This is a genomic window from Ralstonia chuxiongensis (genome assembly GCF_024158925.1).
GTDB lineage: Bacteria > Pseudomonadota > Gammaproteobacteria > Burkholderiales > Burkholderiaceae > Ralstonia > Ralstonia chuxiongensis.
Genome location: NZ_JAMYWC010000004.1, coordinates 684494 through 709415 on the forward strand (window position 1 = coordinate 684494; position 24922 = coordinate 709415).

At 63.5% G+C, this 24922-nt stretch carries 25 protein-coding genes; 11 read left to right on the forward strand and 14 right to left on the reverse strand.

Features of this window, described 5'->3' with window-relative positions; all coding sequences use genetic code 11:
• Nucleotides 1-404 precede the first annotated feature (404 nt).
• From NKG59_RS16760 to NKG59_RS16800, 9 genes are all read left to right on the forward strand, one after another.
• Nucleotides 405-1904 (forward strand): FAD-linked oxidase C-terminal domain-containing protein, encoded by a 1500-nt coding sequence (locus tag NKG59_RS16760; protein ID WP_253538940.1) that lies wholly within the window; start codon nucleotides 405-407, stop codon nucleotides 1902-1904.
• A 13-nt stretch (nucleotides 1905-1917) separates the two neighbouring features.
• Nucleotides 1918-2847, forward strand: coding sequence for an ion transporter (locus NKG59_RS16765; protein ID WP_253538943.1), 930 nt, complete (start codon nucleotides 1918-1920; stop codon nucleotides 2845-2847).
• A gap of 22 nt (nucleotides 2848-2869) precedes the next feature.
• Nucleotides 2870-4003, forward strand: a complete 1134-nt coding sequence (gene glcE / locus NKG59_RS16770) for a glycolate oxidase subunit GlcE (RefSeq protein WP_253538946.1) — start codon at nucleotides 2870-2872, stop codon at nucleotides 4001-4003.
• A 27-nt stretch (nucleotides 4004-4030) separates the two neighbouring features.
• Nucleotides 4031-5275, forward strand: a complete 1245-nt coding sequence (gene glcF, locus NKG59_RS16775) for a glycolate oxidase subunit GlcF (protein ID WP_253538949.1) — start codon at nucleotides 4031-4033, stop codon at nucleotides 5273-5275.
• 52 nt (nucleotides 5276-5327) lie between these two features.
• Complete coding sequence (locus tag NKG59_RS16780; RefSeq protein ID WP_253538952.1) at nucleotides 5328-5705, forward strand: CidA/LrgA family protein; 378 nt, start codon at nucleotides 5328-5330, stop codon at nucleotides 5703-5705.
• Nucleotides 5702-6433: an LrgB family protein gene (locus tag NKG59_RS16785; protein WP_092972481.1), complete on the forward strand. Its 732-nt coding sequence runs from the start codon at nucleotides 5702-5704 to the stop codon at nucleotides 6431-6433. Before NKG59_RS16780 ends, NKG59_RS16785 begins: the two co-directional genes overlap by 4 nt.
• Nucleotides 6434-6602: 169 nt before the next feature.
• Nucleotides 6603-6998: a VOC family protein gene (locus NKG59_RS16790; RefSeq protein WP_253538954.1), complete on the forward strand. Its 396-nt coding sequence runs from the start codon at nucleotides 6603-6605 to the stop codon at nucleotides 6996-6998.
• A gap of 57 nt (nucleotides 6999-7055) precedes the next feature.
• A complete protein-coding gene (locus NKG59_RS16795; RefSeq protein WP_253538956.1) occupies nucleotides 7056-7535 on the forward strand; it encodes a cupin domain-containing protein in 480 nt (159 codons plus the stop codon).
• Between the two features lie 41 nt (nucleotides 7536-7576).
• Nucleotides 7577-8275 (forward strand): helix-turn-helix transcriptional regulator, encoded by a 699-nt coding sequence (locus tag NKG59_RS16800; protein ID WP_045202628.1) that lies wholly within the window; start codon nucleotides 7577-7579, stop codon nucleotides 8273-8275.
• Nucleotides 8276-8282: 7 nt separating this feature from the next.
• Here the strand turns inward: NKG59_RS16800 and NKG59_RS16805 are convergent, their stop codons facing one another.
• The 9 genes from NKG59_RS16805 to NKG59_RS16845 all read right to left on the reverse strand — a co-directional run bounded on the left by NKG59_RS16805 (nucleotide 8283) and on the right by NKG59_RS16845 (nucleotide 17702).
• A complete protein-coding gene (locus NKG59_RS16805) occupies nucleotides 8283-8780 on the reverse strand; it encodes a glutathione peroxidase (RefSeq protein ID WP_253538957.1) in 498 nt (165 codons plus the stop codon).
• A gap of 96 nt (nucleotides 8781-8876) precedes the next feature.
• A complete protein-coding gene (locus NKG59_RS16810; RefSeq protein ID WP_253538959.1) occupies nucleotides 8877-12101 on the reverse strand; it encodes a pilus assembly protein in 3225 nt (1074 codons plus the stop codon).
• 29 nt (nucleotides 12102-12130) lie between these two features.
• Nucleotides 12131-12700 (reverse strand): pilus assembly PilX family protein, encoded by a 570-nt coding sequence (locus NKG59_RS16815; protein WP_253538960.1) that lies wholly within the window; start codon nucleotides 12698-12700, stop codon nucleotides 12131-12133.
• 2 nt (nucleotides 12701-12702) lie between these two features.
• A complete protein-coding gene (locus NKG59_RS16820; RefSeq protein ID WP_253538962.1) occupies nucleotides 12703-13740 on the reverse strand; it encodes a PilW family protein in 1038 nt (345 codons plus the stop codon).
• Nucleotides 13737-14339 carry a type IV pilus modification protein PilV gene (pilV, locus tag NKG59_RS16825; protein ID WP_045202623.1) on the reverse strand — a complete coding sequence of 201 codons (603 nt, stop codon included), beginning with the start codon at nucleotides 14337-14339 and terminating at the stop codon, nucleotides 13737-13739. Before pilV ends, NKG59_RS16820 begins: the two co-directional genes overlap by 4 nt.
• Complete coding sequence (locus tag NKG59_RS16830; protein ID WP_253538964.1) at nucleotides 14336-14809, reverse strand: GspH/FimT family pseudopilin; 474 nt, start codon at nucleotides 14807-14809, stop codon at nucleotides 14336-14338. The genes pilV and NKG59_RS16830 overlap by 4 nt, the downstream gene beginning before the upstream one ends.
• Nucleotides 14810-14817: 8 nt before the next feature.
• Complete coding sequence (locus NKG59_RS16835; RefSeq protein WP_045202858.1) at nucleotides 14818-15255, reverse strand: type IV pilin protein; 438 nt, start codon at nucleotides 15253-15255, stop codon at nucleotides 14818-14820.
• A gap of 197 nt (nucleotides 15256-15452) precedes the next feature.
• Nucleotides 15453-16592: a PilT/PilU family type 4a pilus ATPase gene (locus NKG59_RS16840; protein WP_045202621.1), complete on the reverse strand. Its 1140-nt coding sequence runs from the start codon at nucleotides 16590-16592 to the stop codon at nucleotides 15453-15455.
• Nucleotides 16593-16658: 66 nt separating this feature from the next.
• Entirely contained in the window at nucleotides 16659-17702 is a 1044-nt protein-coding gene (locus tag NKG59_RS16845; protein WP_009241469.1) for a type IV pilus twitching motility protein PilT, read from the reverse strand.
• A 122-nt stretch (nucleotides 17703-17824) separates the two neighbouring features.
• On the opposite strand from NKG59_RS16845, the gene NKG59_RS16850 reads away from it, so the two are divergent.
• A complete protein-coding gene (locus NKG59_RS16850; RefSeq protein WP_045202620.1) occupies nucleotides 17825-18541 on the forward strand; it encodes a YggS family pyridoxal phosphate-dependent enzyme in 717 nt (238 codons plus the stop codon).
• A gap of 30 nt (nucleotides 18542-18571) precedes the next feature.
• The gene (proC, locus tag NKG59_RS16855) at nucleotides 18572-19396 is read left to right on the forward strand and encodes a pyrroline-5-carboxylate reductase (RefSeq protein ID WP_253538969.1); all 825 of its coding nucleotides are present in this window, start codon (nucleotides 18572-18574) and stop codon (nucleotides 19394-19396) included.
• A gap of 54 nt (nucleotides 19397-19450) precedes the next feature.
• Here the strand turns inward: proC and ubiA are convergent, their stop codons facing one another.
• The 5 genes from ubiA to NKG59_RS16880 all read right to left on the reverse strand — a co-directional run bounded on the left by ubiA (nucleotide 19451) and on the right by NKG59_RS16880 (nucleotide 24870).
• A complete protein-coding gene (ubiA, locus tag NKG59_RS16860) occupies nucleotides 19451-20326 on the reverse strand; it encodes a 4-hydroxybenzoate octaprenyltransferase (protein WP_253538972.1) in 876 nt (291 codons plus the stop codon).
• 67 nt (nucleotides 20327-20393) lie between these two features.
• Entirely contained in the window at nucleotides 20394-22571 is a 2178-nt protein-coding gene (gene katG, locus NKG59_RS16865) for a catalase/peroxidase HPI (protein WP_253538975.1), read from the reverse strand.
• Between the two features lie 127 nt (nucleotides 22572-22698).
• The gene (locus NKG59_RS16870; protein WP_045202616.1) at nucleotides 22699-23199 is read right to left on the reverse strand and encodes a Dps family protein; all 501 of its coding nucleotides are present in this window, start codon (nucleotides 23197-23199) and stop codon (nucleotides 22699-22701) included.
• Nucleotides 23200-23373: 174 nt separating this feature from the next.
• Nucleotides 23374-23616 (reverse strand): hypothetical protein, encoded by a 243-nt coding sequence (locus tag NKG59_RS16875; RefSeq protein WP_315862601.1) that lies wholly within the window; start codon nucleotides 23614-23616, stop codon nucleotides 23374-23376.
• A gap of 306 nt (nucleotides 23617-23922) precedes the next feature.
• On the reverse strand, nucleotides 23923-24870 hold the full coding sequence (locus tag NKG59_RS16880; protein ID WP_253538981.1) for a LysR substrate-binding domain-containing protein: 948 nt from the start codon (nucleotides 24868-24870) through the stop codon (nucleotides 23923-23925).
• Nucleotides 24871-24922 lie beyond the last annotated feature (52 nt).

Genomic DNA, 24922 nt, shown 5'->3' on the forward strand with positions numbered 1-24922 from the left:
ATCGACATTGATGCAAAAAGCAGCAACGCCGGACCTCGGAGGTCCGACATCGCAGCTCAGAGGTCGGACCCACCGCCCTTTTTGCTCCGACGTTGCTGCTTTTTTCATCAACGCCGACTCTATTTGCCTCACGCGTGAGGTAGAGGAACCTCAGATTCGAAACTTTTAGTGTGAAGCTCGATGGTTTGAGCACCACCGTCGATGGTCGAAGGCTCGATCGTGCAGGTCGGACCTCCGCGAACGAACAGTGAACCCTTGCTGCATCGCGATGAACCACATTGGCCACCCCGGCGAGCCAAATTCATCGCAGCAAAAGTCCTTAACACGCCGCGCGGCGCGGCGGCCGGGCTATAGTGCCTCCCACCCCGGCCAGCGCTGGCGGGCAGAACCATGAGAGACACCCCATGAATGCGCCATCGTCGTTGTCCGCCACCGCCCGCGATCTGACTGCCCTACAGGCCGAGCTGACCGCCGCGCTGTCCCAGATCGTGTCCGACGACGCACTGCTCTGGGAGCGCGAAGACACCACCCCGTATGAATGCGATGGCCTCGCCGCTTACCGGCAGGTGCCGCTGGCCGTGGTGCTGCCGGATACCGAGGCGCAGGTCGTCGAAATCCTGCGCGTGTGCCACCGCATGGGCGTGCCCGTGGTGCCACGCGGCGCCGGGACGAGCCTCTCGGGCGGCGCGATGCCGACGCCGGGCGGGCTGGTGCTGTCGCTGGCCAAGTTCAAACGCATCATCAAGGTCGATCCTTACACGCGTACGGCGGTCGTGCAGCCGGGCGTACGCAACCTCGCCATCTCGGAAGCCGCCAACCCGCACGGGCTGTATTACGCACCCGATCCGTCGTCGCAGATTGCCTGCACCATCGGCGGCAACGTCAATGAAAACTCGGGCGGCGTGCATTGCCTGAAATACGGCCTGACCGTGCACAACGTGCTGCGCGTGCGCGCCGTGATGATGGATGGCGAGGTCGTCGAGTTCGGCAGCGAAGCGCCCGACGCACCCGGCCTGGACCTGCTGGCAACGGTGATCGGCTCCGAAGGCATGCTGGCCGTGGTGACGGAAGTGACCGTGCGCCTGATCCCCAAGCCGCAGTTGGCGCAGGTGATCATGGCGAGCTTCGACAACGTGGAATCCGGCGGCAACGCCGTGGCCGACGTGATTGCCGCGGGCATCATCCCGGCCGGGCTGGAAATGATGGACAAGCCCGCCACCGCCGCAGTTGAGGAATTCGTCTGCGCCGGCTACGACCTCGATGCGGCGGCCATCCTGCTGTGCGAATCCGACGGCACGCCCGAAGAGGTGGCCGAAGAAATCGCCCGCATGAGCGAAGTGCTGCGCGCCTCGGGCGCCACGCGCATCCAGGTGTCGCAAAGCGAAGCCGAGCGCCTGAAGTTCTGGAGCGGTCGCAAGAACGCCTTCCCGGCGGCAGGCCGCATCTCGCCGGACTATTACTGCATGGACGGCACCATCCCGCGCAAGCACATCGGCACGCTGCTGCGGCGTATCCAGCAGATGGAGCAGAAGTACGCCCTGCGCTGCATCAACGTGTTCCACGCGGGCGACGGCAACATGCACCCGCTTATCCTCTTCAACGGCGAAGACCAGGACGAGTGGCACCGCGCCGAACTGTTCGGCTCCGACATTCTGGAGACCTGCGTCGAACTCGGTGGCACCGTGACGGGCGAACACGGCGTGGGTGTGGAAAAGCTCAGCTCGATGTGCGTGCAGTTCTCGGCGGAAGAACGTGACGCCTTTTTGCGCGTGAAAACGGCCTTCGACCCGGTGCGCCTGCTGAACCCCGACAAGGCCATCCCCACGCTCGCGCGCTGCGCCGAATACGGCAAGCTCCACGTGCGCAACGGCCTGCTGCCGCATCCGGACCTGCCCCGCTTCTGAGCACGCGACGGCCATGAGGAATCCGCCCCGCACCAGCCGCAACCGATGGCACGCCCACAATGCGCGCCTTGGCGAGTATCTCGGCAAACCCGAGAGCGGCTGGCGCGCGCGCTGGTACACCATCATCTTTGAAGCCGAAACACGATCCGGCAGGCTGTTCGACCTGACCCTGCTTGGCGCCATCCTCGCCAGCGTGCTGGTGGTGATGCTCGACAGCCTGCCGAGCGTCAGCGGCCGCGCGGGCACGCTCTTCACGGTGCTCGAGTGGCTCTTCACACTGCTGTTCACGGCGGAATACGTCATGCGCATCCTCGTGGTGCGCAGACCCTGGCGTTACGTGCTCAGCTTTTACGGCGTCATCGATTTCATCTCGATCCTGCCGACGTGGCTGGCGATCTTTGTGCCCGAACTGGCCTACCTGCTCGATGTGCGGCTGCTGCGTCTACTGCGCATCTTCCGGATACTGAAGATCACGGTCTACTTTGAAGAGGCGCAGATCCTCCTGCGTGCGCTGTTGAACGCGCGGCACAAGATCTTCGTGTTCCTAGGTACCGTCTTCATCATCACCATCATCCTCGGCACGGTGATGTACGTGGTGGAGGGGCCGCAGCATGGCTTCACCAGCATTCCGGTCAGCATGTACTGGGCGGTCGTCACGCTCACCACCACGGGCTTCGGCGATCTTGTGCCGCGCACGCCGCTGGGCCAGTTCATTACCTCGCTCACCATCCTCCTCGGCTACAGCATCATCGCGTTCCCGACCGGGATCATCGGCGCGGAACTGGTGAACACCATGCGCGAAGGATCTGCCTCCGCCGCCCCACCGCAGACCCGCGCGTGCAGCGGCTGCACGCTCGACCGTCACGACACAGACGCCGCATTCTGCAAGCGCTGCGGCACCCGGCTCCCACTGCTTCCAACGGAGACAGCTGGCAGCCAGTAAGCTGCCCGCCAGAAAGTTCGACATGCCAATCACCCCAGACACCGCCCTTTCGCCCGCGCTCTCGCGCTTTCGTGACGCCATCGCCCAGGCCGTCGACAGCCGCACGCCGCTTACCCTGCGTGGCGGCGGCACCAAGGATTTCTACGGCCGCGCACCGGCACCCCACGGCACGGTGCTCGACACACGCGAATGGTCCGGCATCGTCGACTACGACTGCGCCGAACTCGTCATCACGGCGCGCAGCGGCACGCCGCTCGTCGAGATCGAAGCCGCGCTGGCCGAGCACCGGCAAATGCTGGCGTTCGAACCCCCGCACTTTGCAGCGAATGGCCGACAGGCAACGGTGGGCGGTGCGTTTTCATCCGGCCTGTCCGGGCCGCGCCGGCAGTCGGTGGGCGCGCTGCGCGATTTCGTGCTCGGCGCCGTCGTCATGGATGGCCGCGGCGACATGCTCAACTTCGGCGGCCAGGTGATGAAGAACGTGGCCGGCTACGACGTCTCGCGCTTGATGGCCGGCGCGCTTGGCACGCTGGGCTTGATCGTGCAGGTGTCGCTCAAGGTGCTGCCGATACCGTTCTGCGATGCAACGCTGCGCTTTGCCCTGGCACAAGGCGAAGCCATCGATACCTTGAACCGCTGGGGCGGCCAGCCGTTGCCGATCGCGGCGTCTGCGTGGATCGACGGTGCGCTGTGGGTACGCTTGAGCGGCGCCGATGCGGCTGTGCGCGCGGCCATTACCAAGCTTGGCGGCGAGCGCGTTGACGACGCAGAAGGCGCCGCGTTCTGGCGCGACCTGCGCGAGCAATCGCATGCATTTTTTGCGCGCGCCGTGCAAGGCAGCCTGCCGCTGTGGCGCATCGCCCTGCCCCCGGCCACGCCGCCGCTGGCGCTCGGTCATGCCTCGGCCGACGAGCAACTCGTCGAATGGGGCGGCGGCCAGCGCTGGTGGATCGACACCGCCAACACCTCGGCTGACGTCATCCGAAATGCAGCAAGCAAGGCCGGTGGCCACGCCACGCTGTTCCGCAACGGCGACCGCGCCAGCGACATCTTCACGCCCGTCGCCGCGCCGTTGATGGCCGTGCACAAGCGCCTGAAGGACAGCTTCGACCCGCACGGCATCTTCAACCCGGGCCGTCTGTATTCAGCGTTCTGACTGCCGACTTCTAACGCAAGCCCCATCATGCAAATCACGCTCGCGGCGTTCCTGCGCAACACCCCCCAGGGCGAAGAAGCCCAAAGCATCGTGCAGAAGTGCGTGCACTGCGGTTTCTGCACGGCCACCTGCCCAACCTACCAACTGCTCGGCGATGAGTTGGACGGCCCGCGCGGACGCATCTACCTAATGAAGCAGGTCCTGGAAGGCCAACCCGCCGGCGAGGCCACGCGTCTGCACCTGGACCGCTGCCTGACCTGCCGCAACTGCGAATCGACCTGCCCGTCCGGCGTGACCTACGGGCGCCTGGTGGAGATCGGCCGCAAGATTGTCGATGACCAGCTCGACGCGAAAGGTGAATCACGCCCGTTGGGCGAGCGCGCCGTGCGCTGGGCACTGCGCGAGGGGCTGACACGGCCGGCGCTGTTCGGCTCCGCGCTCAAGCTCGGACAGGCCGTGCGGCCGATGTTGCCGCAAGTGTTGCGCAACAAGGTTCCGGCCAAGCAGCCTCACGCCGGCATGCGGCCAAGCACCGCGCACGCACGCAAGATGCTGCTGCTCGAAGGCTGCGTGCAACCGGCCATGTCGCCCAACATCAATGCGGCCACGGCGCGCGTGTTCGACAAACTGGGCGTGCAGCTCATTAGCGCAGACCGCGCGGGCTGCTGCGGCGCCATCCGCTATCACATGAACGACCATGCGGGCGGCCTCGGCAACATGCGCGCCAACATCGATGCGTGGTGGCCGCATATCGAAGCCGGCGCCGAGGCCATCGTCATGACCGCCTCGGGCTGTGGCGCGATGGTCAAGGAATACGGCCACCTGCTGCGCGATGACCCGGCCTATGCCGAGCGCGCGGCACGCGTGTCCGCCATGACGCGCGACCTGTGCGAGGTGCTGCCGGCGTTTTCGCCACAGCTTCTGCAGAAGGCCAAACCGGAAGCACAACGGCCGCGCGTGGCGTGGCACCCGCCCTGCACGCTCCAGCACGGTCAGCAGATTCGCGGTGCGGTCGAAACGCTGCTCGCATCGCTGGGCGTGGACGTCAAGCTCTGCGCCGACAGCCACCTGTGCTGCGGCTCGGCGGGCACGTATTCGGTGCTACAACCGGAATTGGCCTACCGCCTGCGCGACGACAAGCTCGCCAAGTTGCAAGCGACGCAGCCCGAGCGCATCGTCACCGCCAACATCGGCTGCGTGACGCATCTGCAGAGCGGCACAGACACGCCGGTTGAACACTGGATCGAGCTGGTCGACCGCATGCTGGCCTGAAACGAACGCAGCCGGGTTCTATACTTGGCGCTTCGTTTTACCCGGAGGCCCCATGCTGCAAACCTTCGCGATCCTGCTGACGTTCCAGTCGGTAGGAGAGCTGCTCACGTATTCGCTGCACCTGCCGGTGCCCGGCCCGGTGATCGGCATGGTGCTGCTGGTCATCTACCTGCTGGTGGACAAGGGCCGCGTGCTTGAAGTCATGCAGGGCACCGTCAGTGAGTTGCTGCGGCACCTGACCATCCTGTTCGTGCCGGCCGGCGTGGGCGTCATGACGCAACTGAACCGCATCGGCCAGGAATGGCTGCCGATCGTGGTGGCGACCGTCGTGTCGACGTGGCTATCGATCGCCGCCGGTGCACTCGTCACCCGCGCGCTGATGCGCCGCATGGGTGACAGCGGCGAAGGCAACGAGGAGCTGGCCCCATGAACGCGATGGCTCCCAACCTGCACCAACTCTGGGTCTACCTGGCCGCCAGCCCGCTGCTGGGCCTGACCGCCACGCTCATCGCTTACCTGATCGGCGTGCGCCTGCACGAACGCAGCCGCTTCAACCCGATGGTCAATCCACTGCTGATTGCGGTCGTCATCCTGGGCACACTCCTGACGCTGACGGGCACGCCGTACAAGACGTACTTCGACGGCGCGCAGTTCGTGCACTTCCTGCTGGGCCCGGCCACCGTTGCGCTGGCCGTACCGCTATTCCAGCAATGGGCGAAGCTGCGCCGCCACGCGCTGCCGCTGATGGGTGGGCTGCTGGCGGGCTCGGTGGTGGCGGTGGTGTCAGCCGTGGGCATCGCATGGCTGCTGGGCGCATCGCCCGAAACGCTACGCTCCATGGCGCCGAAATCGGTGACGATCCCGATCGCCATGGGCATTTCGGAAAAGATCGGCGGTGCACCGACCATTACGGCGGTGCTGGTGCTCATTACCGGCATTGTTGGTGCGACCACCACGACGCGGCTGCTGAACCTGCTGCGCGTGCGCGAGTACAGCGTGCGTGGCTTTGCTACCGGCATTGCGGCGCATGGCATTGGTACGGCGCGCGCGTTTCAGGTCAATCCAGAGGCGGGTGCGTTCTCCGCGCTGGGCATGGGCCTGAATGGCGTGCTGACAGCGGTGCTGGTGCCGCTGCTGGCGGGCTGGATTCCGCACTGAACTGTTTTCCCCCTCCGCCCAGCCTTCACTGCCTGGGCAACTTGCAACACGCTGCGCAATCCTCCTGAATGCTCCTGACAGAACGCTGTCAGGAGCCCCCCGCCAGAATCGCTCCACCTTAACGAGACAGGTTCCCCCAACCGCCTGCCTCATCAACCGGAGCGACAACATGGCAAGCGTGATCAACTGGTTTGAAATCCCCGCCAACGATTTCCCGCGCGCGGTGAAGTTTTACGAGAACGTCTTCGACACGCAGCTTAAGCAGGAAGACATGGGCGATCTGACCATGGGCGTGTTTCCGGCCGGTGAGACGACCATCCACGGTGCGCTGGTCAAGGGCGAAGGCTTTGCGCCGTCCGACAAGGGCAGCGTGGTCTACCTGAACGCACCGAACCTGGATGCCGTGCTCGAACGCGTGAACGGCAGTGGTGGCCAATGCGTATTCGGCCCGATGGCGCTGCCGGACCACATGGGCCGCATCGCCCACATCGTCGACACCGAAGGCAACCGCGTCGGCCTGCACGAGCCGGACGCCAAGACCCAGGCGTACCTGCTACAGCAGTGACGCCCCCGAGGCCGGTGCGCGGGCGCCGGCCTTTACTACGAGATAGAGAAGAACACCATGCCGAGCCAATCCCCGTATCTCATGCGTGCCGCGGATATCACCGCGCGCACGCAGTCGTTTTCTCACCCCTGGAACAGCCTGTCGGAAATTCACGGCACCATGATGGGCCGGCTGCTTGGGCTCAAGCGCACCGGCGTGAATTTCGCGCGCGTGCCGCCGGGCAAGGAGTCATTCGTCTACCACTCGCACCAGCGCGAAGAGGAATGGATCTACATCCTCTCGGGCGAAGCGCAGGCTGAAATCGCAGACAGCATGTTCACCGTGCGCGCCGGTGATTTCATGGCGTTCCCCACGGGCATCGCGCACCACCTGCGCAACTGCGGCAAGGAAGACCTCGTCTATCTGTGCGGTGGCGAACATCTGAATATCGAGATTGCCGACTTCCCGCGACTGGGCAAGCGCATGCTGCGCCGTGGCGAACAGGTCGATGTGGTCGAAATCCACCCGCAACGTGAGCTGACGCCCTTCGGCGCGTAGGGGATATGGCGCGCATTGCACCCGGGCCGAAGGCCACTACAATGCCGCGCATGACCCGCCGCGCCGACCGCCTGTTCCAGATTGCCCAGATCCTGCGAGGCCGCCGTTTGACCACGGCGGCCATGCTGGCCGAGCGCCTCGGCGTGTCCGAGCGCACGGTGTATCGCGACATCCGCGACCTGTCTGTCTCGGGCGTGCCGATCGAAGGCGAAGCCGGTATCGGCTACCGCATGCGCGCCGGCTTCGACCTCGCGCCGCTCATGTTCACCGCCGATGAAGTCGAAGCCCTAGTGGCCGGTGCGCGGATGATCAAGGCATGGGGCGGCGGCACCATGGCTGACTCGGTGGAAGCGGCACTGGAAAAACTGATGGGCGCCCTGCCCGCAGAGCGCCGCAACGAAGCCGAGACCACACGCATCTTTGCGCCCGGTTACGGCATGGGCAGCGAGGTCAAGCAGGTCTTTGACACGCTGCATGCGGCGCTTGGCCGCCACGCCGTTGCGCGACTCTCCTACCGAGACGCGCAAGGCCAGTTGACCGAGCGCTGCATCCAGCCGCTCGGCCTGTTCTTCTGGGGACAAGTCTGGCTGGTGGCCGCCTGGTGCGAGCACCGACAGGACTACCGCACCTTCCGCCTTGACCGCTGCGTGAAGGTCGACATTCTGGAGCGCCACTTTGCCGAGTCCGCCGAGCGCTCGCTGGCGGATTTCATGCGCAAGGTCCGGGGGTCGTCGGACTGACGCAACCTCAGGCGGGATCCGGCTCCGCCAGCAGCCGCTCAATATCGTCGGCGATCTCTTCCGGCTTGGTCATGGGCGCGTAGCGCTTGTAGACCGTGCCGTCACGGCGCAGCAGAAACTTGGTGAAGTTCCATTTGACCGCTCCGATACCGAGCACGCCGGGCTTTTCCGAGGTCAGCCACTTGTAGAGCGGATGCGCGTTCGAGCCATTCACGTCGATCTTGCCGAACATCGGAAACGAGACGCCGTAGTTTTTCTCGCAGAACGCGCCGATTTCGTCTTCGCCGCCCGGCTCCTGCTTGCCGAACTGGTTGCACGGAAAGCCGAGCACCTCGAGGCCTTTCTCATGCAGCCGCTTGTACACCGCCTCCAGACCGGCGTATTGCGGCGTGAATCCGCACTTGCTCGCCGTGTTCACGATCAGCAGGACCTTGCCTTTGTACTGCGACAGCGGCACGCGCTGGCCGGTCAACGAATCGGCCTCGAATGCGTAGACGTCACTCATGGCTACTCTCCGGATGGTTGCGGGAACGGGGTGCTCCGGCATCTGTCCGGAATTGTAAGGGCCCGCGCTGGGCGGGCCGTTGAGGGGCGATGCGGGTCAATGCTTGTCGGTGTCGGAGAACCAGAATGTGCGCTTGCGTTTGCCGAGGCCCTTAGGTGTCACTTGGACGGGGGCCAGCGCGGAGCCGCCTCCACCGGTGCCCGTCTGATTGCCGCAGCCGAAGCACACCGGCACTGGCGTCGTACCGCCATTGCCGTTGTTCACCAGCACTACGCCATAGACCGACGAGGGCGGGAAGCCGCCGCCATCCAGCACCACCGAACGATTCGGGTTCTGGCCGGTGCCCGTCAGGAAGCTGACTGAATACGTGCGTGCGATGCCCAAGTTCGGGTAACACGCACCGGCAGATGGAACCGCCGGGGTATTGGTTCCGAACGTGGTGTAGCCTGCCACCGTGAGGGGGGCGTTCACGACCTTCTCGCCTGGATTCGGCAGCGTGATGTAGAAGCCCGAGCCCGTCCCGCTGTACGCCGTCGAAGTGGAATCAACGAGGTTGGCTTCCGTCAACGGCACCCATCCCGCCGGCACAGGACCGAGATTCGGGTCCTTCAGCATGTAAAAGCGGTTGACCACGTTGTAAGCGGTGCCCGGCGTTGTAGAAGCCGAATAGAGCGGGTGCTCGCGATCGCCCGTGCCTGCCAAGACGGCGTTGAACGCCGCTGTGGGGACCACATCGGCCGCATAGAAGAACTTGCGCGCGTTGTTGGTGTTGGCCGCTCCGCCCAGTGACGCAAACTGCGTCAGCGCCCAGTTGGCGGGCGTATTGCCAGATGCACTCTGGAAATCCACACGCCAAATGTTGCCGCCCAGATCGCCCACGTAGGCCATCTGGATGTAGCCGCTGCCTGTGCGATCGACCGCCGTGACGTCGGAGGCGATCGAACGCGTGAGGCTGGTGTTCTTCACACACACGCCGGCCACACCGGTGCAGTTGGCCAAAGCGCTCCACACCGGCACGCCGCTGTAGGCATCAAGCACGATGATGCCGCGCCCCATGGTGTCGGTGCCGGGCGCGGGGTCGCTATCTTCGGAAGACGCATCGTAGCCGGCGCCCATGATCAGCACAGGGTTGGCGTAACCGGCCACACGCATCAGGCGCGGCTTGGACCACGTCTGGCCAAGTTCGGGAATGTCACTGTTACTGCGCGACCAGAGATAGCGCGGATTGAGCGGGTCCGACACGTCCAGCGCATAGATCAAGCTGCCGCCACGTCGTGCGGTCAGATAGATGATGGTGCGCGGGCTGGTCGCGTTGCGTTGGTCCTGCATGACGGTGGTGCTGCCATCGAAGAAGTCATCGCGCGGCGTTGGCGTCGGCGTGATGCCATTCGGCGTGGTGGACAATTTCACCTCCGGCGAATTGGCATAAAGCCGGCTCAGCTTGCCAATGAACTCCGGTGGGATGAAACCCCAGAGCTCGCCGCCAGGGCGCACGCCGTTGATACCAGTCGACTGGTTGCCATTGATCGCATGGAAGACACCATCGTTGGCACCGTAAAACACCACGATGCCGGTAGTACCGCCGTAGTTGATAACCACCGGTCGGGAGTGCAACACGTCACCATGGATCGACGGGCGGATCGTCACCGGCGAGCCGGGGCCGGTTTCGGCCTCTTGTCCAGCAACCTTGGAGTTATCCAGCGCGTACACATCGCGCCCGCGTACCCAGTTGATGAAGTTGGTCTGCTCGCTCGAAGTGATAGTGGGGGCGCCGTTCGTACCGTTGTAGGAATTGATGGCGTTCAGCCCCGAGTTGCCCGCCAGCCATGTGTTGGCCGTATCGAATGTCGGCATGGCCGTGCTGGTCGGGCAGGTGCCTGCACCATTGCAAGTCAGTAGCGTACGGCCAGTCTGGCTCGTGAGGAACTGGGCGCGCAGCATTTCGCCGGCCCCTCCCTTCTCTACAACTTCCCCGTCTGGGGAGTCGAATGCCCATCCCTTGCTGGAAGGGCTGTTTTGCCAGAAGCCCTTGCTCGGCCAGTTGGCCAGGCTGCTGCCATAGCCACTTGAGCCGAACGACAGCGGCGGATCGGCCGTCCAGAAGCTGATCGCGTTGGGGGACATGAAACCCGTGCCTGCGTTGCTAAGCGCCGCGTTGCCAACGGAATCCAGCAGCTGCAGGCTGCCGTTGGCGTCGTAGCCCACCTGATACTGCTTGAGATTGCCCATCCAGCGCGGTGTCGCCGTCGCGTCAGGGCGGAACATGCCGATATACACCTGATTCAGGAACTGGCCCTGCGCGTTGACGGCCGCCGGCAAGCTGACCGACGCGAACACGCTATTGACCGCCTGGATTTCATTGAGGATCGACAGCAGTGCATCCTGCAGGCCCGCCACGTCGCCAAGCTGCACGGTGTAGGCTTTGCCGCCACCGTTGGTGGCCATGCTGTTGTCGAAGGTGACGTAGTCCTGATTCTTGCCGTCCGTCACCGTGATGGCGTAGGTAATGACGTTCTGCGGATTGGCAGTGTTGGCCGTTCCTTGCAGATCGCTCTGGTACATGTAGCGTGCCCACTCGTCCCCCCAGTTGGACGCGTACTTGCTGTTGATGGCGATTTGCGTCGTCTGTGCAGCCGTGGGCGTGGGCACCGCCGCCTGTAGCGCCGCCAGCATCTGCGTGTCACTTTCAGCCGGGTGACCGCTGTTGGTGGCGTTGCCAATGTAGATGACGAAATTGCGCTGGCAGGGGTTCGTGATGGGCGACGTGTACTTCGTGCCTGACAACCCCGTCACACCGGTGTTCTTGTAGCCGGCATAGAACGACCAGGCCTCTTGCATTGCGCCGGAGGTCTGGACGTTATTGCCGTTCAGATCGCCGGGAAACTGGTTTTGCAGGTACGACAGCAGGCTGTTCACGCCCGTGCTGTCCATCAACTGCAGTGTCTGCGATGACTTCGGGTTCGCCGTCGGAAACCTGAACAGGCCGCCCGGACTTTTCGGGTCAAACATCATCAGACCAAGATTGACGTTGCCCAGCAGCGAAGGATTGTTGGCAATCGACTGTGCGGCACCGTACAGAGCGCACTGCTCGGCTCCCGAGCTTTTGCTCGGGTTGGCCACCGTCAACCCCGTCGCAGAACATGTGAACGACGCGTTGGCGTCAGAGTTGGCGCCATCGTCAAAGATGATCACTACATTGGGCTTGCCGGCGTTCTGCTGCAGCCCCGTATACAAATCGATGTCTTCAGCACTAGCGGGTTGAGCGCCTGACAGCGCAAGTGCCGTGGCGACAAACGCAAATCGTTGAGCAAATGAGCGCATATGGGTTCTTCCTGGCTTTGCGCGTTGGCTTACGGACACGCCGCGCCGGTCAGCACGCGAACCGCGACGCCCTGATGCAGCGTGGTGTTCACGGCCGTGCCGTTGGCATCGTTGACGGTGGCGGCAACATCCCATTGCGTCGCACTGCAATTCGACATGCCACCCGGTGTACCGGCGGCGGTCAGGATGCCGGTGTCGGAGTTGTTGTTCACGCCGCCGAAGCAGGACGAGTCGGCGGCGAAGTTGGGGCTGGTCGTATCAGTGGTCAATTGCGTGTTGGCGATCGGTTTGGTTGCCACGCACGTAGGCGCGGCAACCTGCGCGGTGTAGTCCGTCTTGCCATCGCCGTTCACGTCCACCGGCACGTTGGTGGCGACCGGGTTCGAGGTGAAATCCACGCTGATGACCTGCTCAATGCCCTGCTGCGCGGCGCTGCGCGCTTCCAGGCCGTATTGCTGGTTGGCGGCGATCTTGGTGTTGATCACGCCCGAGTTCATCATCATCACGACGATGCCCATGAAGATCGCCAGAAAAATCAGCGTGACAACAAGCGTCACACCCGACTGACGTGCCGATTGGCGAACCGATAAGCGCCGCATGGCTACTCCCGTGGGCCGGCTACATTGGCGACGCGTGCGAGTTCCGCATAGACGTGTCGCTTATAGCCATCGTTGAAAGGGGCGGAGAGCGTGCCGCGGCCCATGTCGTAGGACCGCGTGTCCGTCCAGCCCGGCGACACGCCCAGCGTTCGCGCAAGCACATTGATGCGCACGGCGGTCACGTTGCTCCAGTTCGTCGCAGCGGATGCGGTCCAGTTGTAGCCGGCCACATTGGTGCACGCGGCGCTGTTGTCGATGCCCGGATTGGCGACATAGCAATCGGGTGAACCGTTGCCGTCCATGTCTACGCCATAGGCGAAATGCACGTCGTCGATGCCCTGGGCGATTGAGTTGGGCGGCTGCAGCGCGCCATTGGAAAACTCGACCATCTTGAGCGTGGGAATGCTGTCGCCGCCGGTGCCGCAGCGGTCGCACGTGGCAAGGTAGAACGCTCGCACGCTGACTTGGCGCACCGGGGCAGCATTTGTACAGGTTTTGTCTTTCAACACGAAGTCCGCGCTGTTGCTGCTGAAGACAAAGGGGGCGGTGTCCGTACTGCAGAACGAATCCTGCAGGTAGGTCTGACCAGCAACGATCGCGCTGGGCAACACGGCCGCGGTTGACACGCGGCGCACCACCAGGATTTCCGAATTGGGCGACAGGTTCGGCAAACACGTTGCCGGGTTCGTATTGGCGGCATAGCCGTAGATGGCAACGGGCACCGTCGCAGGGCTGTTGGTAAAGCCAAGTGCGTTGGTGGCGCTTGCGCACACATCGGGCGTGGCCAGCGCTGAGGTTCCCAGCAGATTCAGATCGCCAAGGAAGCCTCCGAGCGCGACTTCCTGGCTGATGATGTCGAGCGCATAGCGGCCGTTCTCGATCTGCGTGGCGCTGTTGCCCAGCTGCACGCGCGATTGCGAGGTGGACGCATACAGGCTTGCCAACGCGGTCAGCAGCAACAGCCCCAGCGTCATGCCGACCATCAGTTCGACCAGCGACATCCCGCGCTGCAGACGACGCAACGTGCGGTTCGGCGTCATGACAGCACCCCCATGCGCACCTGCACGCTAATGGCACGCCGATAGGCGTCGTTACCGTAATTACCGCTGCCGCTGCCGCAAGGCAGCGCCGGCGCCACGGTCTGCACCATGCCTTGCCATGCGACGGTCACGCGATAGATCTGGTTGACCGTGTCGACGGCCTCGATACAGCCGCGCGCGCCGATCATGGCGCCCAGCGCAACGGTGCCGCTGGCGGCAGTCTCCGTATTACCGAGCAGCGCATTGTTCCAAGCCGCGAGATCGGTGGTGACAGTGGCTTGCTGCGCGGCCGTGCCAGTCGTGCAACTGGGTGCCGAGACACCGCCCGTGCCGGCCGTGGTGATCGCACCGGCCACGGCGTAGCACGAGGCCACCTGGCGGTTGGCATTGAGCCGCGCAGCCATGTCCTGCAACAGCGTCAGGGCCTGCACGCGCTGGTAGGACTCCATCTCGGACTGGTTCGAGCGGACCATCATTCCGGCCGCGCCCAGCAGCGCCACCAGCAGGATCACGACCGAAATCAGGATCTCGATCAGGGTCGACCCACGCTGCCCGGCCTTGCGTAACCGGCGATGTGACAAATGTGCGATGGCGCTCATGAGCACGTCCCCGAAACCACGGCGACGCGGCCGGTGCCGCCCACCTGTACGCAACTTGACGAGACCGATTGCGACGCGCTCGTCGGCGTGACCTGGAACGTGACGCCGCCTGCAGTCGGTCGGCCATCGTTGCCGAACGACAGCGTATTGCCGTTGCTCGCCGCGATGGTCACCCCGCTGTACGGGCCGAATGTGCGGATCACCGTGGCGGGCGTGCCGACCGTCAGCGTCCAGCCGGTCGCCCAGTTGCTGGAGGTTGAAACGGTGGCGATGGCGTTCTGCTTGACCGCCTCCGCACGCGCCAACGACACGGCGGACGACAGATCGAACGACGCATTGCGCGTGGCCTGCGTCGCAATCATTCCCGAGAACGAAGGCACGGCAATCGTCACGAGAATGGCGAGCACGGCCAGCGTGACCATCAGCTCGGTCAGCGTGAAACCTTGAATGGGCTTGCGCAGGATATTCATGGCTCGCCTCACTTCCAGCAGTTCGTGGCGCCAGTGGACGCCGCCTTGGCACCCGTATTCGTCAGGGTGAGCGTGCCGCAGGCGGTGTCGTTTACCTGCTGCGAGCCCTGCGGATTCGCCGCCAGCTGATAAGACGGCGGCACACTGCTGGCGCTCAACGTGAAGGTGTAGTTTGGCGAGACGTTGGCCGGCACGTTGCTGGCGTATTGCAACGTGGCCAGATTCGACGCATAGGCACGGTTATCGAGCAGGAAGCGCTCCTGCGCGGACGCCACTTCCTGCATGAAGGATTCCGCCGCTGCCCGATTGGAGCGGACGATGTACTGGACGTAGCTGGGATAAGCAATGATCGCCAGGATGCCGACAATGGCCACTGTGATCATGAGCTCAATCAGCGTAAAGCCCCGCGCCGCCCGCGCGCGCTGACACCTCGGCTTGCTTGCCACGTTTTTACCCACCCGGATTTGCTGTTGCTTTTATCGTTTTGATGCGCGCCCGCCGATGACTTGGCAGGCCCGCTCACCGCTTAAACGGCAATTCTCAGCAAATATTAAGGAAAGATCATGAGGCCCGGGTGGCCTTCCGAGCGGCGCAAACGTTGTGCGCCGCAAATTACCTCAAATGGTGTAGCGCTTTCGACACATCACACGACGTTGAGATGTTCAGTGCCGGCAGATAGATCTGTCTGCCCGCCGCGCTTGCTGTGCAGCTTGATCTGCAGGCGCAGATCGTTGAGGGAGTCCGCATTGCGCAGCGCATCCTCGTAGGTGATCTTGTTTTCCTCGTACAGATCGAACAGCGCCTGGTCGAACGAGATCATCCCCTGCTCGCGGGATTTCTTCATGACCTCCTTCAGCTCGTGCACCTCGCCCTTGAAGATGAGGTCTTGCACCAGCGGGGTGGCCAGCATGATTTCGACTGCCGGCACGCGCCCCTTCCTACCCTGACGCGGCAACAGGCGTTGCGCGATCATCGCGCGCAGGTTCAGCGACAAGTCGATCAGCAGCTGCTGACGCTTCTCTTCGGGGAAGAAGTTGATGATCCGGTCAATGGCCTGGTTTGAGCTGTTGGCGTGCAGCGTGGCGAGGCACAGGTGACCGGTCTCCGCATACTGGATGGCGTATTCCATCGTGTCGCGGTCCCGGATTTCGCCGATCAGGATCACATCCGGCGCCTGGCGCAGCGTGTTCTTCAGCGCCACGTGCCAAGACTCGGTATCCACGCCCACTTCACGCTGCGTCACCACGCAGTTCTGGTGCGTGTGCACGTATTCCACCGGATCTTCAATGGTGATGATGTGGCCATACGAATTCGCGTTGCGATAGCCCACCATCGCCGCCAGCGAGGTCGACTTGCCCGAACCCGTGGCGCCCACCACGATCACCAGCCCGCGCTTGCTCATCACGATCTCGTTCAGGATCGGCGGCAAATCCAGCTCACCCAGCGTCGGGATCTTCGTGTTGATGGTCCGCAGCACCATGCCGGCGCGGCCCTGCTGCATGAACGCCGACACGCGGAAACGCCCCGCGCCCGGCGCTGTGATGGCGAAGTTGCATTCCGAGCTGTCTTCGTACTCGCGCAGCTGCTTCTCGTTCATGATCGACTTGACCAGACCGACGGCCTGCACGGCATTCAGCGGCTGCTGCGAAATCGGCGTGACCTTGCCGTCCACCTTGATTGCGGGCGGAAATTCCGACGTGATGAACAAGTCCGAGCCACGGCTGTTCACCATCAACTGCAAGAGTTCGTGGATGTATTTGGTGGCGGCTTCGCGGTCCAGCATGGCGTGCCCCTCCTGAAGAGAATTGGAAAGCGCGCTGACGTGTGGGTCAGCGCATCAGTTCGCGTATCAGTTCGCGAACGCGTCCGGGTTCTTGGCGATGGCGCGCGCGTCTGCGTAGTTGATCGCCGAGCGCTTGATCAGCTCAGACAGGCACTGGTCGAGCGTCTGCATGCCCATGCCGCTGCTGGTCTGCATCATCGAGTACATCTGCGAGATCTTGTTCTCGCGGATCAAGTGACGGATGGCCGGCGTGGCAATCATGATTTCGTGGGCGGCAATCCGGCCCGAACCATCGCGCGTCTTGAGCAGCGTCTGCGAGATCACCGCCTCCAGCGATTCGGAAAGCATGGTCCGGACCATCTCCTTCTCGTCTGACGGAAACACGTCAACGACCCGGTCGATGGTCTTGGCGGCCGAGCTAGTGTGCAGCGTGCCAAACACCAAGTGACCGGTCTCTGCGGCGGTGAGCGCAAGGCGAATGGTCTCAAGGTCACGCAATTCGCCGACCAGCACCACGTCCGGATCTTCACGCAGTGCCGACTTCAGCGCATTGGCGAACGAGTGCGTATGCGGGCCAAGCTCGCGCTGGTTGATCAGGCTTTTCTTCGATTCGTGCACGAATTCGATCGGGTCCTCCACCGTGAGGATGTGGCCCATGTCGTTTTCGTTGCGGTGATTGACCATCGCGGCAAGCGTCGTCGACTTGCCCGAACCGGTCGGGCCCGTAACGAGCACCAGGCCGCGCGGCTTCATCGCCAAGTCCGCAAACACCGCCGGCGCCTTCAGGTCATCCAGCGAGAGCACCTTCGACGGAATCGTCCGGAACACGGCTGAAGCGCCGCGGTTCTGATTGAACGCGTTGACCCGGAAACGCGAGAGCCCCGGGATCTCAAACGAGAAGTCGACTTCCAGGTTTTCTTCGTAGACCTTGCGCTGCCCGTCGCTCATGATGTCGTACACCATGGAGTGCACATCTTGGTGCGTGAGCGGTGGCACGTTGATCCGGCGCATGTCGCCGTGGATCCGGATCATCGGCGGCAATCCGGCCGACAGGTGCAAGTCCGACGCTTTGTTCTTGGCGGAAAACGCCAGAAGCTGCGCGATGTCCATCTTATAATGACCCCCGACTTTTTTATGTCGCCCGGGCGTCGCAATGGCGCCTCCAGACGCGCTCCGAGCCGTTGATTTGACGTGCCGGAACCTTGTTTATTTGTAACAAACGTCGCCGGATTATGTCTGTAATCGCCGCCAACTTGCAAGCCGTGCGTCAACGGATCACAACGGCCTGCACACTGGCTTCGCGCGATGCTGCGGGTGTCACATTGCTGGCCGTTTCGAAGACGTTCGACGCCGATGCCGTACGCGCCGCACATGCTGCAGGGCAACGCCTCTTCGGCGAAAACTACGTGCAGGAAGGCATCGCCAAGATCGACGCGCTGGCCGACCTGCGCACGGGCCCCGACCCGATCCACTGGCACTTCATCGGCCCCCTGCAGAGCAACAAGACGCGCGCCGTGGCCGAACAGTTTGACTGGGTACACAGCGTCGACCGCCTCAAGATTGCCGAGCGCCTCTCGGCCCAGCGCCCCGACACCTTGCCGCCGCTGCAGATCTGTCTTGAGATCAACATCAGCCGCCAGGCCAGCAAACATGGTCTGATGCCAGATTTCGATGAAGTGCTTGCCGTGGCACAAGCCGTCTCGGCGCTGCCCCGCCTGCAATTGCGCGGCCTGATGGCCGTGCCTGAGCCGAGCGAAGACCCTGCCGCGCAGCGCAAGCCGTTCGCCGATCTGCGCGCCCTGGCAGGTCGGCTGCGCGAGGCCGGCATCCCGCTCGATACCTTATCGATGGGCATGTCCGCCGACCTGGAAGACGCGATTGCCGAAGGCGCCACCATTGTGCGCGTCGGCAGCGCCATCTTCGGGGCGCGGCAGTATGCAAACGCCTGAATTCCTGTTTTCTTTCACACCACCACTCTCATGCTCGACACTCTGAAACTCGGCTTCATCGGCGGCGGCAACATGGCGGCGGCCCTCATCGGCGGCCTGATTGCCAAGGGCGCGCACGGCGCCAACATCGTGGTGGTGGATCCAACCGAGCCTGCCCGCAGCCGCGCCGAACAAACCTGGGGCGCCCGCACCGCTGCCGCCCCCGGCGCAGAACTGGCCGACCGCGACGTGATCGTCCTGGCAGTCAAGCCGCAGCAGATGCGTGAGGTCTGCGCGCAACTCGCCCCGCATCTGGGTGACAGCCTGGTGCTGTCGGTGGCGGCGGGCATCCGGATTCAGGATCTGTCGCGCTGGCTGAATGGCCATGCGCGTATCGTGCGGGCCATGCCGAATACGCCGGCGCTTTCTGGCCTGGGTATGACGGGCCTGGCCGCCAACGCTGGCTTGTCCGACGCCGATCGCGCGACCGCCAGCGCCATCGCCAATGCTGTCGGCAAGAGCGTTTGGGTGCCAGCCGAAGCGCAGATTGACGCGGTGACTGCCATCTCGGGCAGCGGCCCGGCGTACGTGTTCTATTTCATCGAAGCGATGCAGCAGGCGGCGCAGGAGTTGGGGCTGTCCGCGGAGGATGGCCGCACGCTGGCGGTCGAAACATTTGTTGGCGCGGCCACGCTGGCAGGCCAATCGCCTGAGCCGGTTGAGGTGCTGCGCGAGCGCGTGACATCCAAAGGTGGGACGACCTATGCGGCGCTCACTTCAATGGAGGGGGCTGATATTAAGGCTGCCTTTGTGCGTGCGATGCATGCTGCGGCGGCACGCGGTAAGGAGATGGGGGAGGAGTTTGGGCGGGATTGAACCTGTCGGTCCATCCCCGGCTGAGTATGAATCGCGGGATGGACCAGCAACGCCCTAGCGCAGCAAATACGCCCCCGCCACACCAGCAAACAAACAAGCCCCCAGCCAATTGTTATGCCGGAAAACAAAAAAGCACTTCATCCGATCCCGCGTTTGCAGCATCGGGTAATACCAAAGCGACAACGCCACCGCAGCAGCAAACCCGATCCAATACGCCAGGCCTAGCGCCATCACGTGGCCGGCCCAGGCCATGATCCCGAAGAAACCGACGTAGCACAGCATGATCGCCGCCACGTCGTAGCGTCCGAACGTAATGGCCGACGTTTTGATGCCGATGAGCAGATCGTCATCGCGATCGACCATCGCGTATGCGGTGTCGTAGGCAACGGCCCAGAACACATTGCCGGCAAGCATCAACCACGCCAGCGCAGGCACCTGATCCTGCACCGCTGCGTACGCCATCGGGATCCCAAACCCGAACGCAATACCCAGGTACGCCTGCGGAATCGCGAAGAACCGCTTGAAGAACGGATACGTGCCGGCAATCATGATGGCCGCCACCGACATCCATTTGGTCAGCGCATTGAGCGGCAGGATCAGCATGAAGGCGATGAGCGACAGCACCGCCGCAACCGCCAGCGCTTCCCACGGGGCGATCAGGCCAGCGGTGAGCGGCCGCTCCTTGGTGCGTTTGACGTGTTTGTCAAAGTCGCGATCCGCCCAGTCGTTGACGGCGCAGCCAGCCGAGCGCATCAGGAATGTGCCGACCGTGAAAATCACCACCAGCGACACCGGCGGATGGCCATCAGCGGCCATCCATAGCGCCCACAGCGTCGGCCACAGCAGCAGCAGCGTGCCGATCGGTTTGTCCATGCGCATCAGGCGCGCATAGAGCACGAAGCGGCTGGGTTGGGCGGCGGACGATTGCATGGAAATCACCAAAGAAAAATGGCGCCTGCACGAGGCAAGGCGCCATTTTAGTCCCGCCGAAAGCAGCTTAGGCGGCGGCCAAATCGAACCGGTCGAGATTCATCACCTTGACCCAAGCGGCAACGAACTCGCTGATGAAGCGCTCCTTACCGTCGGCGCTGCCAAACACCTCGGCCAGCGCACGCAGGATGGAATTCGAGCCGAACACCAGATCGACGCGTGTGCCGGTCCACTTGAGCTGACCCGTCTTGCGGTCAACGCCCTCGTAGATATCACCTGCGGCCTTCCATTCGGTACCCATGTCGAGCAGGTTGACGAAGAAATCGTTGGTCAGCGCGCCTGGTGTGGCGGTAAATACGCCGTGCTGGCTGCCATCCGCATTGATGTTGATGGCGCGCAGGCCACCGATCAGCACGGTCAGCTCAGGTGCGGTCAGCGTCAGCAACTGGGCCTTGTCGAGCAGCAGCACCTCGGCCGGCATCGCGTAGTCGGCTTTCTGGTAGTTGCGGAAGCCGTCGGCCACCGGTTCGAGCGGCGCGAACGAGGCGGCGTCGGTCTGCTCGGCCGTCGCATCGACGCGGCCCGGCGTGAACGGCACGGTGATCGTCGTGCCAGCCGCCTTGGCAGCCATTTCAATACCGACGCTGCCCGCGAGCACGATCACATCAGCCAGCGAAGCCTTGCCGGAGGCGCGCTGAATCTCCTCCAACTTGGCCAGCGTGCCGGCCACCGGCTGGTTGACCGCCCAATCCTTCTGCGGTGCCAGGCGAATGCGCGCACCGTTGGCACCGCCGCGCTTGTCCGAACCGCGGAAGGTCGAGGCAGACGCCCAGGCCACCGCAACCAGTTCGGAGGCCGACAGACCGGAAGCAGCAATCTTCGCTTTGAGGTCGGCGATATCGGCATCGGTCGGCTTGTGCGTGGCAGCCGGAAGCGGGTCTTGCCAGATCAGGTCTTCGCGCGGCACTTCGGGGCCGAGGTAGCGCGACTTCGGACCGAGATCACGGTGCGTGAGCTTGAACCAGGCGCGGGCAAAGGCTTCGGCAAACGCCTGCGGGTTGTTGAGGAAGCGACGCGAGATCTTTTCGTACGCCGGATCGAAACGCAGCGACAGGTCGGTCGTCAGCATCGTCGGGCGGCGCTTGGGCGAATCGGGCGTCGGGCCCGGAATGATCGCCTCGGCGTCCTTGGCCACCCACTGCAGCGCGCCGGCCGGGCTCTTCTCCTGCACCCATTCGTACTTGAACAGGTTCTCGAAGAAGAAATTGCTCCATTGCGCAGGGGTCTGCGTCCAGGTGACTTCCAGCCCGCTGGTGATGGCGTCGGCGCCCTTGCCGGTGCCGAACGTGCTCGCCCAGCCCAGGCCTTGCGCTTCCAGCGGAGCCGCTTCGACATCGGCGCCAACGTGGCTCGCCGCGCCCGCGCCGTGCGTCTTGCCAAAGGTGTGGCCACCGGCAATCAGCGCGACGGTTTCTTCGTCATCCATCGCCATGCGGGCGAAGGTGTCGCGGATGTCGCGTGCAGCAGCCAGTGGATCGCCGTTGCCGTCCGGGCCTTCCGGGTTCACATAGATCAGGCCCATTTGCACGGCGGCCAGCGGGTTCGCAAGATTGCGGTCGCCCGAGTAGCGGCTATTGGGGTTGTTGGTGGGCGCGAGCCAGGTGGTCTCGCTGCCCCAGTACACATCGTTGTCCGGTTCCCAGGTGTCTTCACGGCCCGCGGCAAAGCCGAAGGTGCGGAAGCCCATGGTTTCGAGTGCCACGTTGCCGGTCAGGATCAGCAGGTCGGCCCACGAGATTGCCTGGCCGTACTTCTGCTTGATCGGCCACAGCAAGCGGCGCGACTTGTCGATGTTGACGTTGTCGGGCCAAGAGTTGAGCGGTGCGAATCGTTGCTGGCCGCGCCCTGCGCCGCCACGACCATCACCCGTGCGGTACGTGCCGGCGGCGTGCCATGCCATGCGGATGAACTGCGGGCCATAGTGTCCGAAGTCTGCCGGCCACCAGTCTTGCGAATCCGTCATCAGGCGGCGCAAATCGGCCTTGAGGGCGTCGTAGTCGATCGCATTGAATGACTTGCGGTAGTCGAACTTCGGCCCGAGCGGATCCGACTTCTCGGAATGCTGGTTCAGCAGATCAACGCGCAGTTGATTGGGCCACCAGTCCTTATTGGCCGTACCGCCACCGAAGGCGTGCGAAGCAGCGGGAGCATGGCCGGAAAACGGGCATTTGGCTTCAGTCGTCATGATTCTCTCGTTTAGGTCATGGGGTTGATGCTGTCCCACCCGCAACACAACGGGCTCGCGGGAGGGACGCAATTCGCTGCTGTCGAAACGCCTGTCGCAAACGTGGCGAACGGCCGTCAAGCCAGCCTTAAGCCAGTAGCGAGCGCAGCATCCACGCGGTCTTCTCGTGGATGTCCATGCGTTGCGTCAGCAAGTCGGCGGTCGGTTCGTCGGCGGCCTTGTCGACATCCGGAAACAGGCTGCGAGCGGTGCGCGTCACGGCTTCGTGGCCGGCTACCAGCTCGCGCACCATGTCCATCGCCTCGGGAATGCCCTTCGATTCCGGAATCGACGACAGCTTGGCGAACTCCGAATACGAGCCCGGCGCGGGATAGCCCAAGGCGCGAATACGCTCAGCCACCGGGTCGACGGCATTCCACAGTTCGTTGTACTGCGTCTCGAACATCAGATGCAGCGTGTTGAACATCGGGCCGGTGACGTTCCAGTGGAAGTAATGCGTCTTCAGATACAGCGAGTAGGTATCGGCCAGCAGGCGCGACAGGCCTTCTGCGATCTTCTTGCGATCCTTGTCAGCGATGCCGATGTTGATCTGGGCTGCGGCAGTCGCGCCGTTGTTCTTCTTTGCCATCTGGATTCCCCTATGAAGTGGTGTGCAAAAACGCGATGCCCTTGCCTTGATTCAGCGTCGGGCCACGCGTGCTTCGAGCCTTCTTTCGGTTGCCGCTCGCGCAGCAAGTTCCGATCGTCGCATCGTCCTATGACGAAACGCACAGCGGATGGCAACCGAGCATCAGGCCGGTCATCAGACCATGAGCTGCACCATACCGTGCAGGAGCACGATCATAGCGCCGGCAGTCACGATGGTTAGACCGATCTGCTTGCGCACCCACTTGCGTTGAAGGCGGGCGGATTCTGCAGCGCGCGTGCCGAGGCCCCCGGCCGCACTACCGGGCATGCCGAACAGCATCGGCACCTCTGCCTGCGACGCGCGCACGGTGCCCGCAAACCCCTGCCATTCCGAAACAAACATCCGCACCATTGCCATGCTTTTTCTCCTTGCAACCACACGCGTTCCTGATGCCCGCACGACAAGCGCGGGCAGCTTCATGCATTCATCAGGTCAGTGCGATTCACCATAGGCAGCGAGCCATTCCAGCACGGTCGCGACGGTGTTCGAGGCAAGCGGCAGGGACATGACGGGCTCCACGGTGATTGGGCAGTGAGCGATGCGCTCACCATGGAAAACAGTCTACCATTGCACTATCGATACTTATATTTGATTGTTTTTATCTATCAGTTAGGCGTGCGCTATGGCCGCCATGGGATGACGGCCAACGGATATCTAAGAGGATCAGTGAATCAGCGGGGTGGGCGGCAACAACTTGATGCCGGGCAGTTCGCATTGCGCGACCGCCTTGGCCACCGCTTCGATCGCGGCAATGCGGGTGAAACTCTTGCGCCAGGCCAGAACAACGCGGCGGTCAGGCACAGGCTCCTGGAACGGCACGTAACTCAGCAGATCGGTGGCGGCAGGCTGCATGCTCGGCACCGACGTGCGCGGCAGCACCGTAATGCCCACGCCGCTGGCGACCATATGGCGGATCGTTTCCAGGGACGAACCTTCGAACGTCTTCTGAATACCGTCCGCGTTCTGCGAGAAGCGCGACAGCTCCGGGCACACCCCGAGCACATGGTCGCGGAAGCAATGCCCGTTGCCGAGCAGCAGCATGGTCTGCTGCTTGAGCGCTTCCGGGTCCACCGACGACGCCTTGGCCAACTCGTGACCGCGCGGCACCGCCACGACAAAGGGTTCGTCGTACAGCGGCGCCGTCATCAGGCCGGCTTCGGGAAACGGCTCGGCCATGATGGCGCAGTCGATCTCGCCCTGCTTGAGCAGCTCCACAAGTCGCACGGTGAAGTTCTCCTGCAGCATCAGCGGCATCTGCGGGACGGTGTCGATCATCTGCTTGACGAGCGCGGGAAGCAGATACGGCCCGATCGTGTAGATCACCCCCAGGCGCAGCGGCCCGGCCAGCGGGTCCATCCCCTGCTTGGCGATCTCGCGGATCGCCATCGTCTGTTCAAGCACGCGCTGCGCCTGTGTGACGATCTGCTCGCCCACGGGCGTGACGCTCACTTCCGATGCGCCGCGCTCGAAAATCTGCACGGCCAGTTCGTCTTCCAGCTTCTTGATGGCGACCGACAGCGTCGGTTGCGAGACGAAGCAGGCCTCGGCGGCACGCCCAAAGTGGCGTTCCCGCGCTACGGCGACGATGTATTTGAGTTCAGTGAGCGTCATGACGATCAATCGGCTTGGGGATGTCGATAGATTTTACCAAGGGACGTGCAAT

Bases quoted from the DNA above. Each gene is read 5' to 3' on its own strand.
- proC (WP_253538969.1), top strand. From the start codon at position 18,572: ATGCTCGACACTCTGAAACTCGGCTTCATCGGCGGCGGCAACATGGCG.
- NKG59_RS16760 (WP_253538940.1), top strand. From the start codon at position 405: ATGAATGCGCCATCGTCGTTGTCCGCCACCGCCCGCGATCTGACTGCC.
- NKG59_RS16875 (WP_315862601.1), bottom strand. From the start codon at position 23,616: ATGGCAATGGTGCGGATGTTTGTTTCGGAATGGCAGGGGTTTGCGGGC.
- NKG59_RS16780 (WP_253538952.1), top strand. From the start codon at position 5,328: ATGCTGCAAACCTTCGCGATCCTGCTGACGTTCCAGTCGGTAGGAGAG.
- katG (WP_253538975.1), bottom strand. From the start codon at position 22,571: ATGACGACTGAAGCCAAATGCCCGTTTTCCGGCCATGCTCCCGCTGCT.
- NKG59_RS16845 (WP_009241469.1), bottom strand. From the start codon at position 17,702: ATGGACATCGCGCAGCTTCTGGCGTTTTCCGCCAAGAACAAAGCGTCG.
- NKG59_RS16880 (WP_253538981.1), bottom strand. From the start codon at position 24,870: ATGACGCTCACTGAACTCAAATACATCGTCGCCGTAGCGCGGGAACGC.
- NKG59_RS16815 (WP_253538960.1), bottom strand. From the start codon at position 12,700: ATGCGGCGCTTATCGGTTCGCCAATCGGCACGTCAGTCGGGTGTGACG.
- pilV (WP_045202623.1), bottom strand. From the start codon at position 14,339: ATGAGCGCCATCGCACATTTGTCACATCGCCGGTTACGCAAGGCCGGG.
- NKG59_RS16810 (WP_253538959.1), bottom strand. From the start codon at position 12,101: ATGCGCTCATTTGCTCAACGATTTGCGTTTGTCGCCACGGCACTTGCG.
- NKG59_RS16850 (WP_045202620.1), top strand. From the start codon at position 17,825: ATGTCTGTAATCGCCGCCAACTTGCAAGCCGTGCGTCAACGGATCACA.
- NKG59_RS16805 (WP_253538957.1), bottom strand. From the start codon at position 8,780: ATGAGTGACGTCTACGCATTCGAGGCCGATTCGTTGACCGGCCAGCGC.
- NKG59_RS16790 (WP_253538954.1), top strand. From the start codon at position 6,603: ATGGCAAGCGTGATCAACTGGTTTGAAATCCCCGCCAACGATTTCCCG.
- NKG59_RS16870 (WP_045202616.1), bottom strand. From the start codon at position 23,199: ATGGCAAAGAAGAACAACGGCGCGACTGCCGCAGCCCAGATCAACATC.
- NKG59_RS16820 (WP_253538962.1), bottom strand. From the start codon at position 13,740: ATGACGCCGAACCGCACGTTGCGTCGTCTGCAGCGCGGGATGTCGCTG.
- NKG59_RS16840 (WP_045202621.1), bottom strand. From the start codon at position 16,592: ATGCTGGACCGCGAAGCCGCCACCAAATACATCCACGAACTCTTGCAG.
- glcE (WP_253538946.1), top strand. From the start codon at position 2,870: ATGCCAATCACCCCAGACACCGCCCTTTCGCCCGCGCTCTCGCGCTTT.
- ubiA (WP_253538972.1), bottom strand. From the start codon at position 20,326: ATGCAATCGTCCGCCGCCCAACCCAGCCGCTTCGTGCTCTATGCGCGC.
- glcF (WP_253538949.1), top strand. From the start codon at position 4,031: ATGCAAATCACGCTCGCGGCGTTCCTGCGCAACACCCCCCAGGGCGAA.
- NKG59_RS16800 (WP_045202628.1), top strand. From the start codon at position 7,577: ATGCCGCGCATGACCCGCCGCGCCGACCGCCTGTTCCAGATTGCCCAG.
- NKG59_RS16765 (WP_253538943.1), top strand. From the start codon at position 1,918: ATGAGGAATCCGCCCCGCACCAGCCGCAACCGATGGCACGCCCACAAT.
- NKG59_RS16795 (WP_253538956.1), top strand. From the start codon at position 7,056: ATGCCGAGCCAATCCCCGTATCTCATGCGTGCCGCGGATATCACCGCG.
- NKG59_RS16830 (WP_253538964.1), bottom strand. From the start codon at position 14,809: ATGAATATCCTGCGCAAGCCCATTCAAGGTTTCACGCTGACCGAGCTG.
- NKG59_RS16785 (WP_092972481.1), top strand. From the start codon at position 5,702: ATGAACGCGATGGCTCCCAACCTGCACCAACTCTGGGTCTACCTGGCC.